The following is a 15,382-nucleotide window of genomic DNA, read 5'->3' as shown; positions in this document are numbered from 1 at the left end:
GAGCATCACTCTAACAATCTCATTGATCGAGCGGAACCATTGACTTAGATGCAGCCTTGCCTCACATTGAACGTCGCTCAAACTTTCATTCCGTTCAAGCGCAAGGGGAAGAACTCATGCCAGTGATAGAGCAGCGCGGAGTCGACACCATCCCCGACGAGGAGCGCACCAGCGGTCCTCGTGACCTCGTGAGCCTGCTCCTGGGCTCGAATCTCTGCCTCGGCGTCATCGTCTTCGGCTGGCTCCCACCGTCCTTCGGGCTCGGCCTGGTGCCGTCCCTGACCTCGGTCCTGACGGGAACCGTCGTAGGCATCGCGTTCACCGCGCCGCTCGCACTCGTCTCGCTCCGCACGGCGACCAATCTCTCCACCTCCAGCGGCGCCCAGTTCGGCGTGAAGGGCCGGCTCGTCGGCTCGATCGTCGGTCTGCTGCTCGCGCTCGGCTACACCGCGCTGACCCTGTGGATCGGCGGCGATGTGATGGTCGGCACCCTGGAGCGGCTGGTCGGACTGCCCGACAACGGTGTGACGCACGCCCTGATGTACGCGGTGCTGGCGGCCTTCACCGTGGTCGGCGCGGTCTACGGCTACAAGCTGCTGCTCAAGCTCAGCAAGACGCTGTCCATCGGCATGACCCTGCTGCTGCTGGCCGGTGTCTTCGCCTACGCGGGCGACTTCACCACCGCCGCCCCGCCGGACACCTCGTATCTGCTCGGCTCGTTCTGGCCCACCTGGGTGCTCTCTGCGGTCGCCGCCGGCCTGTCCGGCCCTGTGGCCTTCATCACCCTGCTCGGTGACTACACCCGGTATGTCTCGCCGAACCGCCACAGCAAGCGCTCGGTGTACTGGGCCACCTGTACCGGCCTGCTCCTCGGCCTGCTGGTGCCGCAACTGTTCGGTACCTACACCGCGCTCGCCGCCCGCGCCGGCGCCGACTACGCCGGTCCGCTCGTCGCCCACTCCCCGGTCTGGTACCTGGTGCCGCTGCTGATCGCCGCCTTCGCCGGCTCCGTCGGCAACTCCGGCCTGATGCTCTACTCCATGGGCCTGGACCTGGACGCGATCATGCCGAAGGCCAGCCGCACCATGTGCACCCTCGTCGTGGCCGTGGTCGCCACCGTCTTCGTCTTCCTGGGCGCGTTCACCTGGAGCGTGCAGTCCGCGATGACGTCGTTCGTGCTGCTGCTGACCGCCCTCGGCACGCCCTGGGCGGTCATCACGCTCGTCGGCTACAAGCGCTGCGAGGGCGTGTACGACCCGGACGCGCTCCAGGTCTTCAACCGGCGCTCGGTCGGCGGCATCTACTGGTACTCGGGCGGCTGGAACATCCCGGCCGTCATCTCCTGGGCGGTGGGCGCGACCGTCGGTCTGCTCGCCGTGTCCACCTCGGTGTACGAGGGCCCGCTGCTGGCGTTCACCGGCGGCGTCGACTGCAGCTTCGTCCTCTCCGGCGTGACCGGCGGCATCACCTACCTGGTGCTTTCCCGGACCCAGCCCGTGCCGGCCGCCGAGGGGACCGAGGCCGTCGTCGAGGCGGCGGCGGGGGTCAAGGCCGGCTGATCCGCTCCCCCGCGCTTGAGGGCCGCCCCGTTCCGTACGGGGCGGCCCTCAAGCGTTCTGGCATGCTGTATGCGTCAGCCGAGCTTGTGCGTCCAGCCGTGCTTGTCCTCGGCCGCACCGGTCTGGATGTCGAGCAGCGCCTTGCGCAGCTTCATCGTGACCTCGCCCGGCTGCCCGTTGGCCTGGGTCCATTCGCCGCGCTTGGACTTGACCGTGCCGACCGGGGTGATCACGGCTGCGGTACCACAGGCGAACACCTCGGTGAGGCTGCCGTTCTCGGTGTCGGCCTTCCACTGGTCGATGGAGACGCGGCCCTCCTCGGACTCGTAGCCGAGATCACGGGCGACCGCGAGCAGCGAGTCGCGGGTGATGCCCGCGAGGAGGGAGCCGGTGAGCTCCGGGGTGACGATCTTGTTCCCGTACACGAAGTACAGGTTCATGCCGCCCAGCTCCTCGACCCATGTGTGCTCGACGGCGTCGAGGTACGCGACCTGGTCACAGCCCTTGGCCGCGGCCTCGGCCTGGGCAAGCAGGGACGCCGCGTAGTTGCCGCCGGTCTTGGCGTCGCCCATGCCGCCGGGGACGGCGCGCACGCGGTCCTCTGAGAGCCAGATCGAGACGGGCTTGACGCCACCGGGGAAGTAGGCGCCGGCGGGCGAGGCGATGACGATGAAGAGGTACTCGTTGGCGGGCTTCACACCGAGGCCGACCTCGGACGCGATCATGAACGGGCGCAGGTACAGGGACTCCTCGCCACCGTGCGCCGGAACCCATGCCTTGTCCTGCTGGACCAGCGCGTCGCAGGCCGCGATGAAGGTCTCGACCGGGAGCTCCGGCATGGCCAGCCGGTGCGCGGAGGCCTGGAAGCGGCGGGCGTTGGCGTCGGGGCGGAACAGGGCGACCGAATCGTCGGGGTGGCGGTAGGCCTTCAGCCCCTCGAAGATCTCCTGCGCGTAATGCAGGACGTTGGTGGCGGGGTCGATCGACAGCGGGCCGTAGGGAACGAGTTGGCCGTCGTGCCAGCCGCGGCCTTCGGTCCACTTGATGATCACCATGTGATCGGTGAAGTAGCGGCCGAATCCGGGGTTGGCCAGCATCGCCTCGCGCTCCGCGTCGGACAGCGGGGTCGAAGAGGGCTTGAGCTCGATCGTGGGCGTCGTCATGTGCGTGTCCTTCACCGGTTTTGTGTGTGATGGACCGCGCTCACGCCGGCTCCTGTCAGACAGGTGCTGGGATGTCCGAGCTCTACCGCAAGCCACGGCCCGTTCGATTATCTCTCGCGGGGACCCGTGCACGAAATGACGCGAATGCGGTCCAGGGTTCGATGGTGGCACCCGGGACCACACAGGAGAAGCCGCCGGGTGCGGTGGCGACCCGGCGGCTTCGAAGTGGAGTCGTCGGGTCAGCTCGCTACGCGTACCGCGAGCACGTCACCGATTTCCGAGGTCGTACGAGGGGTGTCCCCGCGCTCCGCGAGGTCGGCGGAGACGGCCTCCTCGATGCGCACGGCCTCGGCCTCGTAGCCCAGGTGGCGCAGCAGGAGGGCGACGGAGAGCACCGTGGCCGTGGGGTCGGCCTTGCCCTGTCCCGCGATGTCCGGGGCGGATCCGTGCACCGGCTCGAACATCGAGGGGAACTCGCCGCTCGGGTTGATGTTCCCCGAGGCCGCGACGCCGATGCCGCCGGAGACGGCCGCGGCGAGGTCGGTGATGATGTCGCCGAAGAGGTTGTCGGTGACGATCACGTCGAAGCGCTCGGGCTGCGTGACGAGGAAGATCGTCGCCGCGTCCACGTGCAGGTAGTCGGTGGCGACGTCCGGGAACTCGGCCGCGACCTTGTTGAAGATGTTGGTCCACAGGTGCCCGGCGTAGGTCAGCACGTTGTTCTTGTGGACCAGCGTCAGCTTCTTGCGCGGGCGGGCCTGGGCGCGGGCGAAGGCGTCACGGACCACGCGCTCGACACCGAAGGCGGTGTTGACCGAGACCTCGGTGGCGACCTCGTGCGGGGTGCCGGTGCGGATCGAGCCACCGTTGCCGGTGTACGGACCCTCGGTGCCCTCGCGGACCACGACGAAGTCGATCTCCGGCTGCCCCTTGAGGGGGGTCGCGACACCCGGGAGGAGCTTCGACGGCCGCAGGTTCACATGGTGGTCGAAGAGGAAACGGAGCTTCAGCAGGAAGCCGCGCTCCAGGACTCCGGACGGGACCGAGGGGTCACCGATCGCGCCGAGCAGGATCGCGTCGTGCTGCTTGAGCGCCTGGACATCGGCGTCGGTGAGGGTCTCACCGGTCGCGTGGTAACGCTTGGCGCCGAAGTCGTACTCCTTGGTCTCCAGCTTCACATCCTGCGGGAGGACAGCGTGGAGGACCTTGAGGCCCTGAGCCACGACCTCCTGGCCGATACCGTCACCGGGGACCACTGCGAGATTGATGCTGCGAGTCATGTCGGCACCCTACCGCCAGTCCCGCTTAGTGACATTTTACATCCACTATACGGACGCATGGGGAGTTGTGCGCGCGCCATTCACCCGTCCGATGGGGTGGCGTCAGCACGCAGGTGGATGGTCTGGCCATGGACATCCCCCGCTTCGGCATCCCCGAGAAGCTCGCCAACCGCATGACCATGGCGGAGCAGCACGACTATCTGCGCACCCGGCTGACCCGGCGCGGCGTGCTGCGCACGAGCGTGGCGACCGCGGCCGTCGCCAGTGCCGGTCTGGGCACCGGGCTCGCGGCCCCGCCCGCCTTCGCCGCACCCACGGTGCTCACCCCGCGCACCTCCACCCAGGTGGACGGCTCGCTGGTTGCACCGTTCGGCCGCCATCTCGCGTACGGCGCCGACCCGAAGACGCAGATGCGGGTCTCCTGGCAGGTCCCGTTCGCCGTCCGGCGCCCGTACATCCGCATCGGCCTCAAGCCGTGGGCGCTGAGCCGCAAGATCGACGCCGAGGTGCGGCACCTGACCACCCCGCTGCTGAACGACGGCAAGATCGCGGCCGCCGAGCAGTTCTACGTACACGCGGGCCTGGACCGGCTGCAGCCCGGCACGACGTACTACTACGGCGTCGGCCACGACGGCTTCGACCCGGCGGACACCCGCAATCTGGGCACGCTCGGCACCTTCACGACCGCACCTTCGCGCGCCGAGTCCTTCACCTTCACCGCCTTCGGTGACCAGGGCGTCAGCTACCACGCCCTCGGCAACGACCAGCTGATCCTGGGCCAGAACCCGGCCTTCCACCTGCACGCGGGCGACATCTGCTACGCCGACCCGTCCGGCATGGGCCAGGCGACCGACACGTACGACGCCCGCACCTGGGACCAGTTCCTGGCACAGACGGAGACCGTCTCGAAGACCGTGCCGTGGATGGTGACCACCGGCAACCACGACATGGAGGCGTGGTACTCGCCCGACGGCTACGGCGGCCAGAACGCCCGCTGGTCGCTGCCGGACAACGGCCCCGACCCGGTGGGTCAGCCCGGCGCCTACTCGTTCGTGCACGGCAACGTGGGCGTGGTCGCGCTCGACGCCAACGACGTCTCGTACGAGATCCCCGCCAACTTCGGGATCAGCGACGGCAGGCAGACCCGCTGGCTGGACCGTCGCCTCGGCGAGCTGAGGGCCCGCCACGACATCGACTTCATCGTGGTCTTCTTCCACCACTGCGCCTTCTCGACGACCAACCTGCACGCGTCGGACGGCGGTGTGCGGGATGCCTGGGTGCCCCTCTTCGAGAAGCACCAGGTGGACCTGGTCATCAACGGCCACAACCACGTGTACGAGCGCACCGACGCGATACTGAAGAACGCGGTCGCACGGAAGGTGCCGATCGGCGAGCGCACCGACCCGACGCGGGACGGCATCGTGTACGTCACGGCGGGCGGCGCGGGCAAGTCGCTGTACAACTTCCCGGCGCCCGACACGTACGAGGGGCACATCAAGGACCAGGAGAGCGTGGACACGTACCACGTGGTCAAGGGCGGCGGCAGGGCGACCGAGACCGTGGAGTGGTCGCGGGTGCGCTACACCGGCTTCTCGTTCCTCGCGGTGGAGGTCCAGCCCGGACAGCATGCCCGGATGAAGGTCACCGCGCTCGCCGAGTCGGGCGAGCGCATCGACCACTTCGAGATCAGCCGCGGCTGAGCACTGCCGGCTCCACCGGCCTCAATGGCCGGTGGAGCCGCCGTTGTCCCTGCGGTCGAGGGCTCGCTGCAGGGCGGCGGCGGCATTCTGGCGCTCCGACTCGGTCGGGCGATGGGTGTGTCGGACGCGGCGGACAGTCGTCTCGGCCATGGTGGATCGACTCCTTGAGATCGCGAGGATTTCGAGATCGAAAAAACGTGAGCGTGATTTCGAGATCGGGATTTCGAGGCGCCGGAAGGGGCGGGGAGCGGGTGCCGCAGGGGTTGCCTGCACGGGAGCACGCGCTCACGACCGCCGGTCGCTGGATCTAGCGAGACGTTCGGCTTCTACAAAGCTAGGACAGCTCGGCCGGTCTGTCTCCACAATTACTCGGACTTCCTACTATCTGAGACGGAGGTTTACGGCCTGCTGCCCCGGTTTCCGGATCAGAGCCCGGGCGGCGAGGGATTGCGCCTACTCAAGGGCGGTGACATAGCCGAAGGCGCGGGTCGGCCACTCCGGTCCGAGATCAGTGATCCCCACGTTGTCGGGTACTCCTTCGAGGGAGATTTCACGAAGTTCACGGCCACGGCGCCCGGCAGCGCGCTGCCCGACCGCGGAATGGCGTCCGTGCTTGCCACCACCGGCCTCGGCACCGGACGACATCGCCGCCGCCATCAGAGCCGACAGCCTGACCGGCACGGTGCCCCAGGTCTCCTGGGTGGTGGCCCACCAGGCGTTCTCCGAGCACCCGTACGCCCCGCCCGGTGACGGCGGACACTTCATCGACCTGATGTACCGGGCACGCGCCGCAAGCTCAGGTCCTGACCGGTCACGGCCCGACGGTCAGGTCCTGAAGGCCCACCACACGCAGCAACTGCAGCCGTTCGTACGCGTCCGTGCCGGGCCGGGCCGTGTGGATGACCAGCACCTGTCCGTGGTCGGCGCTGAGCAGCACCTCGCATTCCAGGTCCAGCTCCCCGACGACCGGGTGCACGAACCGCTTGTGCTCGGCGCGCCGCACGGCGACCACGTGCTCGGCCCACAGCAGATCGAACTCCTCGCTCGCCGCACGCAGTTCGTCGACGAGGGCGACGAGGGCGACATCATCGGGGCGGGCGGCGAGCACCGCGCGGAGCTGGCCGACATGGGTGCGGGAGTGCGCCTCGTGGTCCTCGGACGGGAAGAGCGCCCGCCCTTCGGGGGCGGTGAACCAGGACCGGATGATGTTGTGCCCCGGCTGGTGCTCACCGGTCAGCGCCACGGCCATGGCGTTCTGGGCGAGGACCTCCCCGCGGTCGCTCAGGACCTGGGCGGGTGCGTCGTGCAGCCGGTCGAGGACCATCAACAGCCCGGGGCGCACATGCTGTGTGGGGCCGTGGCGGTCGCTCGGCGGCTCCTCCCCGGCCAGTCGGAAAAGGTGGTCGCGCTCGTCCTCGCTCAGCCGCAACGCCCTGGCCACCGCGGAGAGCATCTGACGCGAGGGGCGTGAGCCGCGGCCCTGCTCCAGGCGCGTGTAGTGGTCCACGGAGGCACCGGCGAGATGCGCGACCTCCTCCCGCCGCAGCCCCGGGGTGCGTCGCCGGGAGCCGGCGGTCAGCCCCACGTCGGCCGGTTCGAGGCGGGCGCGGCAGCGGCGCAGAAAGTCGGCGAGTTCCGATCGGTCGAGGTCCACGTCCCCAGCATGGCTTGCGCACGGATCCGTATCCAGGGAGTGCCGGTCCCCGGATAACCGCGTCTCTCCCGCCGGCCGGCGACTCGTCGCAGGGTGAGGGACATCGGAAGCGACGAGAGGAACCGATGATGCTGATTCTGGTGACGGGTGCCACGGGTGAGGTCGGCCGACGTTTCGTACCGCGGCTGCTGCAGCGGGCCGCCGCCGGTGACACGGTGCGAGTGATCGTGCGGGACGAGGAGCGGGGGACGCCCTTCGCGGCGCTGGGGGCCGAGGTCGTCGTCGGTGACCTGCGGGACCCGGAGGACGTACGGAAGGCGCTGGCCGGAACAGACGCGGTGGTGAACATCGCGGCGGCGTTCCGCGGGGTGCCGGACGAGGAGGCGTGGGCGGTCAACCACGCCGCCGCGGTGGCGCTGGGCCGGGCGGCCGTTGAGGCAGGCACGCAGCGGTTCGTGCAGGTCGGCACGAATCTCGCGTACGGCGCGGGGCGCGGCCGGCCGCTGACGGAGGACGACGCCCCGGTGCCGGGCGGGCAGCTGTGGGGTCCGTACACCGAGTCCAAGGTGGCGGCCGAGGAGGGCCTGCTCGCGCTCCACCGCGACCACGGGCTCGATGTCCGGGTCGCCGTCCTGGCCTTTGTGTACGGCGAGGGCGACCCGCACCTCGCGCAGTCGATGGCCTGGGCCGGGCAGTGGGCGGCCACGCAGCGGCTCGCGATGGTGCACCACGCGGATGTCGCGCAGGGACTGCTGCGGCTGCTGTACGCACCGGGCCTGGCGGGTCGCCGCTACAACTTCTCGGACGACGCGCCGGTGACGGCGGTGGAGTTGCACCAGCTCAACGGCGTCGCGTTGCCGGCCGAGTCGGCCGACCGGGTCGACCCCGACCCGTGGTACGGAATCATGTCGACGCTGCGGGCCCGGGACGAGCTGGGCTTCCGGCCGCTGTATCCCTCGGTGTGGACGGCGCGGGACGCGGGGGCCCTGTAGGGATCAGAGCACGTCGCCGTCGCGCCAGTCGAAGATCAGCATCCGGGACGGGGAGGGCAGTGGGCGGCTGCCCGCCGCCCTGACGTACGTACTGCCCTCCTCGTCCGGCAGCAGCTCCACCCGGCTCAGCCCCTGCACGCCGATCCGCCCCTGCCACACCTGCCAGCCACGCGCCGCGTACAGCCCGGCCCCGGTGGCGGAGGCGGAGGCGGACAGCGCGCCGAACGTGTACGCCCCGTCGATGACGCGTTCCAGCGCAGCCATCACCCGGCCGCCGAGCCCCTCGCGGCGCCGGTCGGCGCGGACGGCCACGCCCTCGACATAGCCGATGCGGTACGAGCGGTGGGCGTGGATCACCCGGCGCTGGACGACACTGCCGTGGGCGAGGAGACCGCCGCTGTCGCGTGCGTAGGCGTGGATGCCGCCCAGGGTGTGGTCCCAGTCGTCGTCGCTGAAGGCGCCCTCGAAAGCGGTGTCGAGGAAGGTGCGGATCCCGTCACGGGCGGTCGGGGTCAGCTCGTAGGTGTGCGCGATGTGCCACAACGGCTCAGTCATGTCACCCAGCCTCTCAGGCACCTGTGCCACCAGGGACTCAGGACGCATCCGTTCGATGAGCTGCGGCGCGCCGCCGGTGGCGTCGCCGCGCACTGGGGTCTGCGGAGCCCGAGGTCCGCGGTGCCCTCGCCCACCACTACCGGCGGGTGCTGGACTTCTGTGAGCGGGCCGCGGATTCGGGCGACGCGGTGGTGAAGCGGTTCCTGTACTGAGAACCTGCCGGAGGGGCCGACATGGAAACCGCCTCCCGCCCGGCAGGGGAACCGGGCGGGAGGCGGGAATCAAGGCGGGACGCCGACGGGCGGCGTCCCGGGGGGCGTCAGCCCTGGTGGGGGTAGGTGTAGTCGGTCGGCGGGACCAGCGTCTCCTTGATGGCGCGGGTCAGCGTCCAGCGCTGCAGGTTCTGCGGGGCGCCCGCCTTGTCGTTCGTGCCCGAGGCGCGGCCGCCACCGAAGGGCTGCTGGCCGACGACGGCACCGGTCGACTTGTCGTTGATGTAGAAGTTGCCCGCGGCGTACCGCAGCTTCTCCATCGTGTGCGCGGCCGCGGCGCGGTCGTTCGCGATGACGGAACCGGTCAGCGCGTAGTCGGAGACCGACTCCATCTGCTCCAGCATCTCGTCGTACGCGTCGTCCTCGTAGACGTGCACGGCGAGGATCGGGCCGAAGTACTCGGTCGTGAAGACCTCGTTCTCCGGGTCGCTGCACTCGATGACGGTCGGACGGACGAAGTAGCCCACCGAGTCGTCGTACGTGCCGCCCGCGATGATCGTGCAGGACGGGTCGGACTTGGCGCGGTCGATCGCGGCCTTGTTCTTGGCGAACGAGCGCTCGTCGATGACGGCACCGATGAAGTTCGACAGGTCGGTGACGTCACCCATGGTGATGGAGTCGACCTCGGCCGCGAACTTCTCCTTGAAGCCGGAGTTCCAGATGGAGGCCGGAACGTACGCGCGGGAGGAGGCCGAGCACTTCTGGCCCTGGAACTCGAAGGAGCCACGGGTCAGCGCGGTCTTCAGGACGGCGTGGTCGGCCGACGGGTGGGCGACGACGAAGTCCTTGCCGCCGGTCTCGCCGACGAGCCGCGGGTAGGTGCGGTAGTTGGCGATGTTGTTGCCGACCGTCTTCCACAGGTGCTGGAAGGTGGGGGTCGAACCGGTGAAGTGGATACCGGCCAGGTCGCGGTGGTTCAGGGCCACCTCGGAGACGGCGATGCCGTCACCGGTCACCAGGTTGATGACGCCCTTGGGCAGACCAGCCTCCTCCAGGAGCTGCATGAGCAGCACCGCGGAGTGGGTCTGCGTCGGGGACGGCTTCCACACCACGACGTTGCCCATGAGGGCGGGGGCGGTGGGCAGGTTACCCGCGATGGCCGTGAAGTTGAACGGCGTGATCGCGTAGACGAAGCCCTCCAGCGGGCGGTGGTCCATGCGGTTCCACACACCCGGGGAGTTGGCCGGGGGCTGCTCGGCGAGGATCTGGCGCGCGTAGTGCACGTTGAAGCGCCAGAAGTCGACGAGCTCACAGGGAGTGTCGATCTCGGCCTGCTGGGCGGTCTTCGACTGGCCGAGCATCGTGGACGCGGCCAGCGTCTCGCGCCAGGGGCCGGACAGCAGCTCGGCGGCGCGCAGGATGATCGCGGCGCGGTCGTCGAAGGACATCGCGCGCCACGCCGGGGCGGCGGCGAGGGCGGCGTCGATCGCGTCCTGGGCGTCCTGCTCGGTGGCGCCGGCGAAGGTACCGATGACGGCCTTGTGGTTGTGCGGCTGCACGACGTCGAAGCGCTCGCCGCCGCCCATCCGCTTCTCGCCGCCGATGGTCATCGGCAGGTCGATCGGGTTCTCGGCGAGCTCCTTGAGCTTCGCCTCCAGGCGGGCACGCTCCGGGGAGCCCGGGGCGTAGGAGTGGACCGGCTCGTTGACCGGCGCGGGGACCTGGGTCACAGCGTCCATGAGTTACCTCTTCCGAGTGAATCCCTGACTTCAGCCGAGAGGATCTGAAGTGGTGACGTACGTTGAGCAGCGGTCAGGGCCTGACCGTCACGAGCTTGGTTCGGCGGGTGAGTGAGAAGCCCCAGTGGGGCGGAGTCACGAGTTCCCTGGCTCCTTCGGCCTTTCGGCGACGAAAGGGAACCGGGTCGGGCGCAGCCTGCCGAAGAGCGTTGGCTGTCCTCATCCAGGATGCGTCCTGACACCTGGATGACGACAGCCACCGCTCAGCCCTTGGTGAGGATGGAGCGGGCGAAGAACAGCAGGTTGGCCGGCTTCTCCGCGAGGCGGCGCATGAAGTAGCCGTACCAGTCGGTGCCGTACGCGGTGTAGACGCGCATCCGGTGCCCCTCGGCCGCGAGCCGGACGTGCTCGTCGCTGCGGATCCCGTACAGCATCTGGAACTCGTACTCGTCCAGTTTGCGCCCGGCCTTGTGTGCCAGCTCCTGGCTGATGGCAATCAGCCGCGGGTCGTGGGACCCGATCATCGGGTAGCCCTCGCCGTCCATCAGGATCTTCAGGATGCGGACGTACGCCTTGTCGATCTCGGCCTTGTCCTGGTATGCGACGGAGGCGGGCTCCTTGTAGGCGCCCTTCACGATGCGGACGCGGCTGCCTGCGGCGGCGAGGCGGCGGGCGTCCTCCTCGGTGCGGAACAGGTACGCCTGGATGACACAGCCGGTCTGCGGGTAGTCCTTCCGCAGCTCCTCGTGGATGGCGAACATCGAGTCGAGGGTGGTGTGGTCCTCGGCGTCCAGGGTCACCGTGGTGCCGATCGCCGCGGCGGCCTCGACGACGGGGCGGACGTTGGCGAGCGCCATCTCGTGGCCGCCCTCCAGCGCTTGGCCGAACATCGACAGCTTGACGGACATCTCGGCCCTGGTGCCCAGGCCGAGGTCCTTGAGGCGGTCGATCAGCTCCAGGTAGGCGTCGCGCGCGGCGGTGGCCTGCTCCGGCGTGGTGATGTCCTCGCCCACGACGTCGAGGGTGACCTCCAGGCCCTTCCCGGTGGCGTCCTTGATGACCGGGACGACCTGCTCGACCGTCTCACCGGCGATGAACCGGTCGACGACCTGCTTGGTCCCCGGGGCGGCCGAAATGAATCGGCGCATCTTGTCACTGCGCGACGCAGCGAGAATCACGGGAGCCAGCACGGGGCACCTCCAACGGAAAGGTATGTACGAGGGCCGTATCGGCAGGAACTGAATCAGACCGGTACAGCACGGAGAACCACCGTGAAATCTAAGGATCTCCCCGATCCTGTGCCATCGACAGCTGTCACGCATCCATGCACTGGATCTCAGACATATGTCTGAAGGGGGTGCGAGAATGGCCGGGTGAAGGGCGATTACCAGGAGCTGGTCGACGAGATCTCCGCACTGCTCGGGGTCCCCGCCACGCTGGAGGACCGGGACTTCGGCCTGGTCGCCTTCGGGGCGCACGACAGCGACGACGACACGGCGATGGACCCGGTCCGCACCCGGTCGATCCTGACCCGGCGCTCCACCCCGGCGGTCCGCGCGTGGTTCGAGGGCTTCGGTATCGCCCGTGCCACCGGCCCGGTCCGGATCCCGGCCGCCCCGGAGGCGGGTGTGTTCCGGGACCGGATCTGTCTGCCGGTACGCCATCGGGGTGTCGTGCTCGGTTACGTATGGCTGCTCGACGCGGACCCCGGGCCGACCGACGAGCAACTGACCGCGGCGATGGACGTGGCGGCCCGGATCGGGGCACTGCTCTCCGACGAGGCGCGGGCCGGCACGGACCTGTCCCGGGAGTTCGGCGCGGTGCTCACCGCCGGGCGGGGGTGGCAGCGCGATATGGCGGTCGCCGCGCTCCGGGAGGCGCTGGGCCCGGACGCGGACGGCCTGCACACGGTGGTCTGTGTGACGCCGTGGCCGGACGAGACCCCGTCGGCCCGTACGGTGCCGTCGGCTGCGGCGCTGTCCACCGTCCCGTCACCGGCGCGCGCCGGCACCCTGTCGCTGGCCGCGCTGGTCCGGCTGCGCTCCTCCGGCGTGCTCGACCCGGCTGTCACGGCCGCGGACCGGCTGCGGACCACCGCGGGCCGCACGGCGACCGCCGGAATCGGAGTCCCCCGCCGAGGCCTGCCGGAGCTGGCCTCGGCCTGGCACGAGGCCGCGGCCGCGGCCCGCGCGGCGGCCGCGGAGTCCCGCCTCGGCCCGGTCGCCGAGTGGTCGGCCATCGGCCCGTACCGTCTGCTGACCTCCCTCCCGCCGACCACGGACACCGCCCCGGACCTCACCGTCCGGACGCTGCTCACCCCGCCCCACGCGGAGCTGGCCCGCACCGCCGAGGTGTTCCTCGACTGCGCGGGCCAGGCGAGCCGGACGGCGGCCGAGCTGGGCGTCCACCGTCAGACGCTCTACTACCGGCTGTCCCGGGTCGAGCAGCTCACCGGCCTGGACCTCAACGACGGCGAGGACCGGCTGCTGCTGCACATGGCGCTGAAGGGTGCCCGGCTCTGAGCCCCGGCCGCGCTCAGTGCGCCGCCCGCTCGTCCGTGCCGGCCACCTTGGCCGTGCTCAGCGCGATGCGGTTCCAGGTGTTGATCGTGAAGATCAGGGCGAGCAGCCCGGCCAGTTCGGCCTCCTCGAAGTGGGCGGCCGCGCGGGCGTAGACCTCGTCCGGGACGCCGCCCCTGGAGACCAGGGTGACGGCCTCGGTGAGGGCGAGCGCCGCCTGCTCCTTCTCCGTGAAGAAGTGCGCGGCCTCCGGCCAGACGGCGACCATGTGCAGCCGCTCCTCGCTCTCACCGGCCTTGCGGGCGTCCGTGGTGTGCATATGGAGGCAGTACGCGCATCCGTTGAGCTGGGAGGACCTGATCTGGACCAGCTCGACGAGTGCGGGGTCCAGGTCCTGGCGGGCGGCGGCGTCGAAGCCGATGAGGGCCTTGAACGCTTTCGGCGCGGCCTTGGCGAAGTTGATCCGAGGGGTGCGGGTGACTGCGTCGCTGTTCGTCATGACCACTACGCTACGGAGCCGGGCGACCTCGCGTAGGGTGCATTTTCATGGCGGAATCATGGGTCAATTCGGCGGAACGGATCGGCAGCGACCTGCTGTTGGAGCTGACCGGTCCCGGCAGTCGCCGGACCGTCCTCATCCGCGCGCTGCGGGACGCCGTACGGGAGGGCAGGCTGGCACCGGGCACCCGGCTGCCGCCCTACCGCTCGCTCGCCGCCGACCTCGGCCTGGCCCGCAACACCGTTGCCGACGCCTATGCCGAGCTGGTCGCCGAGGGCTGGCTGACCGCCCGGCAGGGCTCCGGCACCCGGGTCGCGCACCGCGCTGCCCCGGTGGCCCCGGTCCGCGTACCGAAGAAGGCGCCGACCCGCCCGGCCCCTCCCGTGCACAACCTCCGGCAGGGCCAGCCGGATGCGGGCTCCTTCCCCCGCACACCCTGGCTGGCCGCCTCCCGCCGCGCCGTGAACGCGGCACCGAACGACGCCTTCGGGCCCGGTGATCCGCAGGGCCGGATCGAGCTGCGCCGGGCGCTGGCCGGCTATCTGGCACGCGCCCGAGGGGTGCGCTGTGCGCCCGAACGAATCGTGATCTGCTCCGGCTTCGCGCACGCGCTGCGACTGCTGTTCGGCGGCGGGGTGCTGCGCGGACCGCTGGCGGTGGAGTCGTACGGGCTCGGTTTCCACCGCTCCCTGCTGGCTGCCGCCTCGGTGCGTACGGTACCGCTGGCGCTCGACGAACACGGCGCACGCACCGGCGAGTTGACCGGACTGCCGGCCGTGCGGAGTGTGCTGCTCACCCCGGCCCACCAGTTCCCGACGGGCGGTCCTCTGCACCCGCAGCGGCGCACGGCCACGGTCGACTGGGCGCGCACCCGCGGCGGGCTGGTCCTGGAGGACGACTACGACGGGGAGTTCCGCTACGACCGCGAACCGGTCGGCGCCCTCCAGGGGCTCGACCCGGAACGGGTCGTCCACCTCGGCTCCGTCAGCAAGAGCCTCTCCCCCGCGGTCCGGCTGGGCTGGATGGTGCTCCCCGAGCAGCTCGTCGGCGCGGTACTGGCCGCCAAGGGCGAACGCGAGGGCTGGGCGAGCGTCCTGGACCAGCTCGCGCTCGCCGAGTTCATCGAGTCCGGCCACTACGACCGGCACATCCGCCGGATGCGGCAGCACTACCGGCGCCGCCGCGACCAGTTGGTCGCCGCGCTCGCCGAACACGCCCCGCACATCACGCCCACCGGCATCGCGGCAGGTCTGCACGCCGTTCTGCGGCTGCCGCCCGGCACCGAGCGCTCCACCGTCAAGGCCGCGGCCTGGCAGGGGCTCGCTCTGGACCCACTCGCCGACTTCCGGCATCCGGCTGCCACGATGCCCGCCGAGGACGGCCTGGTCGTGGGCTATGCGACGCCGCCGGACCATGCGTACGGCGCGGCCCTGGAGGCACTGTGCCGGGCCCTTCCGCCGCCCTCTGTCTGACCGGTCCCGCGCATGACCGGGCCGGGCCCGCGGAGGAC

General features: G+C 70.2%; 14 protein-coding genes. 5 read left to right on the top strand and 9 right to left on the bottom strand.

What is annotated here, in order from left to right:
- Window positions 1-116 precede the first annotated feature (116 nt).
- A complete protein-coding gene (locus tag ACIBB8_RS03930; RefSeq protein ID WP_398948855.1) occupies window positions 117-1,559 on the top strand; it encodes a cytosine permease in 1,443 nt (480 codons plus the stop codon).
- Between the two features lie 74 nt (window positions 1,560-1,633).
- Here ACIBB8_RS03930 and ACIBB8_RS03925 read toward each other — a convergent pair whose 3' ends face one another.
- Both ACIBB8_RS03925 and ACIBB8_RS03920 read right to left on the bottom strand, forming a co-directional pair.
- The gene (locus tag ACIBB8_RS03925) at window positions 1,634-2,722 is read right to left on the bottom strand and encodes a branched-chain amino acid aminotransferase (protein WP_398948854.1); all 1,089 of its coding nucleotides are present in this window, start codon (window positions 2,720-2,722) and stop codon (window positions 1,634-1,636) included.
- Window positions 2,723-2,961: 239 nt separating this feature from the next.
- Complete coding sequence (locus ACIBB8_RS03920; RefSeq protein WP_398948853.1) at window positions 2,962-4,002, bottom strand: 3-isopropylmalate dehydrogenase; 1,041 nt, start codon at window positions 4,000-4,002, stop codon at window positions 2,962-2,964.
- A gap of 128 nt (window positions 4,003-4,130) precedes the next feature.
- Here ACIBB8_RS03920 and ACIBB8_RS03915 point away from each other — a divergent pair, with 128 nt between their 5' ends.
- Window positions 4,131-5,702: a purple acid phosphatase family protein gene (locus ACIBB8_RS03915; RefSeq protein WP_398948852.1), complete on the top strand. Its 1,572-nt coding sequence runs from the start codon at window positions 4,131-4,133 to the stop codon at window positions 5,700-5,702.
- Window positions 5,703-5,723: 21 nt separating this feature from the next.
- Here ACIBB8_RS03915 and ACIBB8_RS03910 read toward each other — a convergent pair whose 3' ends face one another.
- The 3 genes from ACIBB8_RS03910 to ACIBB8_RS03900 all read right to left on the bottom strand — a co-directional run bounded on the left by ACIBB8_RS03910 (window position 5,724) and on the right by ACIBB8_RS03900 (window position 7,356).
- Window positions 5,724-5,852: a hypothetical protein gene (locus tag ACIBB8_RS03910; RefSeq protein WP_093772350.1), complete on the bottom strand. Its 129-nt coding sequence runs from the start codon at window positions 5,850-5,852 to the stop codon at window positions 5,724-5,726.
- A gap of 303 nt (window positions 5,853-6,155) precedes the next feature.
- Window positions 6,156-6,467, bottom strand: a complete 312-nt coding sequence (locus ACIBB8_RS03905) for a hypothetical protein (RefSeq protein WP_398948851.1) — start codon at window positions 6,465-6,467, stop codon at window positions 6,156-6,158.
- Window positions 6,468-6,513: 46 nt separating this feature from the next.
- Complete coding sequence (locus ACIBB8_RS03900; protein WP_398948850.1) at window positions 6,514-7,356, bottom strand: helix-turn-helix transcriptional regulator; 843 nt, start codon at window positions 7,354-7,356, stop codon at window positions 6,514-6,516.
- 128 nt (window positions 7,357-7,484) lie between these two features.
- Here ACIBB8_RS03900 and ACIBB8_RS03895 point away from each other — a divergent pair, with 128 nt between their 5' ends.
- Window positions 7,485-8,348 carry an NAD-dependent epimerase/dehydratase family protein gene (locus ACIBB8_RS03895; RefSeq protein WP_398948955.1) on the top strand — a complete coding sequence of 288 codons (864 nt, stop codon included), beginning with the start codon at window positions 7,485-7,487 and terminating at the stop codon, window positions 8,346-8,348.
- Between the two features lie 3 nt (window positions 8,349-8,351).
- Here the strand turns inward: ACIBB8_RS03895 and ACIBB8_RS03890 are convergent, their stop codons facing one another.
- The 3 genes from ACIBB8_RS03890 to ACIBB8_RS03880 form a co-directional block, all read right to left on the bottom strand.
- A complete protein-coding gene (locus ACIBB8_RS03890; RefSeq protein ID WP_398948848.1) occupies window positions 8,352-8,903 on the bottom strand; it encodes a GNAT family N-acetyltransferase in 552 nt (183 codons plus the stop codon).
- A 319-nt stretch (window positions 8,904-9,222) separates the two neighbouring features.
- On the bottom strand, window positions 9,223-10,854 hold the full coding sequence (pruA, locus tag ACIBB8_RS03885; protein WP_398948847.1) for an L-glutamate gamma-semialdehyde dehydrogenase: 1,632 nt from the start codon (window positions 10,852-10,854) through the stop codon (window positions 9,223-9,225).
- A gap of 263 nt (window positions 10,855-11,117) precedes the next feature.
- Window positions 11,118-12,044 carry a proline dehydrogenase family protein gene (locus ACIBB8_RS03880; RefSeq protein ID WP_398948846.1) on the bottom strand — a complete coding sequence of 309 codons (927 nt, stop codon included), beginning with the start codon at window positions 12,042-12,044 and terminating at the stop codon, window positions 11,118-11,120.
- A gap of 183 nt (window positions 12,045-12,227) precedes the next feature.
- Here ACIBB8_RS03880 and ACIBB8_RS03875 point away from each other — a divergent pair, with 183 nt between their 5' ends.
- Window positions 12,228-13,376 carry a PucR family transcriptional regulator gene (locus tag ACIBB8_RS03875; protein WP_398948845.1) on the top strand — a complete coding sequence of 383 codons (1,149 nt, stop codon included), beginning with the start codon at window positions 12,228-12,230 and terminating at the stop codon, window positions 13,374-13,376.
- Between the two features lie 13 nt (window positions 13,377-13,389).
- Here ACIBB8_RS03875 and ACIBB8_RS03870 read toward each other — a convergent pair whose 3' ends face one another.
- Window positions 13,390-13,872 (bottom strand): carboxymuconolactone decarboxylase family protein, encoded by a 483-nt coding sequence (locus tag ACIBB8_RS03870; RefSeq protein ID WP_398948844.1) that lies wholly within the window; start codon window positions 13,870-13,872, stop codon window positions 13,390-13,392.
- 47 nt (window positions 13,873-13,919) lie between these two features.
- Between ACIBB8_RS03870 and ACIBB8_RS03865 the strand changes: the two genes are divergently transcribed.
- A complete protein-coding gene (locus ACIBB8_RS03865; protein ID WP_398948843.1) occupies window positions 13,920-15,344 on the top strand; it encodes a PLP-dependent aminotransferase family protein in 1,425 nt (474 codons plus the stop codon).
- The last annotated feature ends 38 nt before the right edge of the window (window positions 15,345-15,382 follow it).

This window comes from Streptomyces sp. NPDC051286 (genome assembly GCF_044455345.1).
GTDB lineage: Bacteria > Actinomycetota > Actinomycetes > Streptomycetales > Streptomycetaceae > Streptomyces.
This window is presented reverse-complemented; position numbering and strand designations above follow the sequence as displayed.

Bases quoted from the DNA above. Each gene is read 5' to 3' on its own strand.
- ACIBB8_RS03930 (WP_398948855.1), top strand. From the start codon at position 117: ATGCCAGTGATAGAGCAGCGCGGAGTCGACACCATCCCCGACGAGGAG.
- ACIBB8_RS03925 (WP_398948854.1), bottom strand. From the start codon at position 2,722: ATGACGACGCCCACGATCGAGCTCAAGCCCTCTTCGACCCCGCTGTCC.
- ACIBB8_RS03920 (WP_398948853.1), bottom strand. From the start codon at position 4,002: ATGACTCGCAGCATCAATCTCGCAGTGGTCCCCGGTGACGGTATCGGC.
- ACIBB8_RS03915 (WP_398948852.1), top strand. From the start codon at position 4,131: ATGGACATCCCCCGCTTCGGCATCCCCGAGAAGCTCGCCAACCGCATG.
- ACIBB8_RS03910 (WP_093772350.1), bottom strand. From the start codon at position 5,852: ATGGCCGAGACGACTGTCCGCCGCGTCCGACACACCCATCGCCCGACC.
- ACIBB8_RS03905 (WP_398948851.1), bottom strand. From the start codon at position 6,467: ATGAAGTGTCCGCCGTCACCGGGCGGGGCGTACGGGTGCTCGGAGAAC.
- ACIBB8_RS03895 (WP_398948955.1), top strand. From the start codon at position 7,485: ATGCTGATTCTGGTGACGGGTGCCACGGGTGAGGTCGGCCGACGTTTC.
- ACIBB8_RS03890 (WP_398948848.1), bottom strand. From the start codon at position 8,903: ATGACTGAGCCGTTGTGGCACATCGCGCACACCTACGAGCTGACCCCG.
- pruA (WP_398948847.1), bottom strand. From the start codon at position 10,854: ATGGACGCTGTGACCCAGGTCCCCGCGCCGGTCAACGAGCCGGTCCAC.
- ACIBB8_RS03870 (WP_398948844.1), bottom strand. From the start codon at position 13,872: ATGACGAACAGCGACGCAGTCACCCGCACCCCTCGGATCAACTTCGCC.
- ACIBB8_RS03865 (WP_398948843.1), top strand. From the start codon at position 13,920: ATGGCGGAATCATGGGTCAATTCGGCGGAACGGATCGGCAGCGACCTG.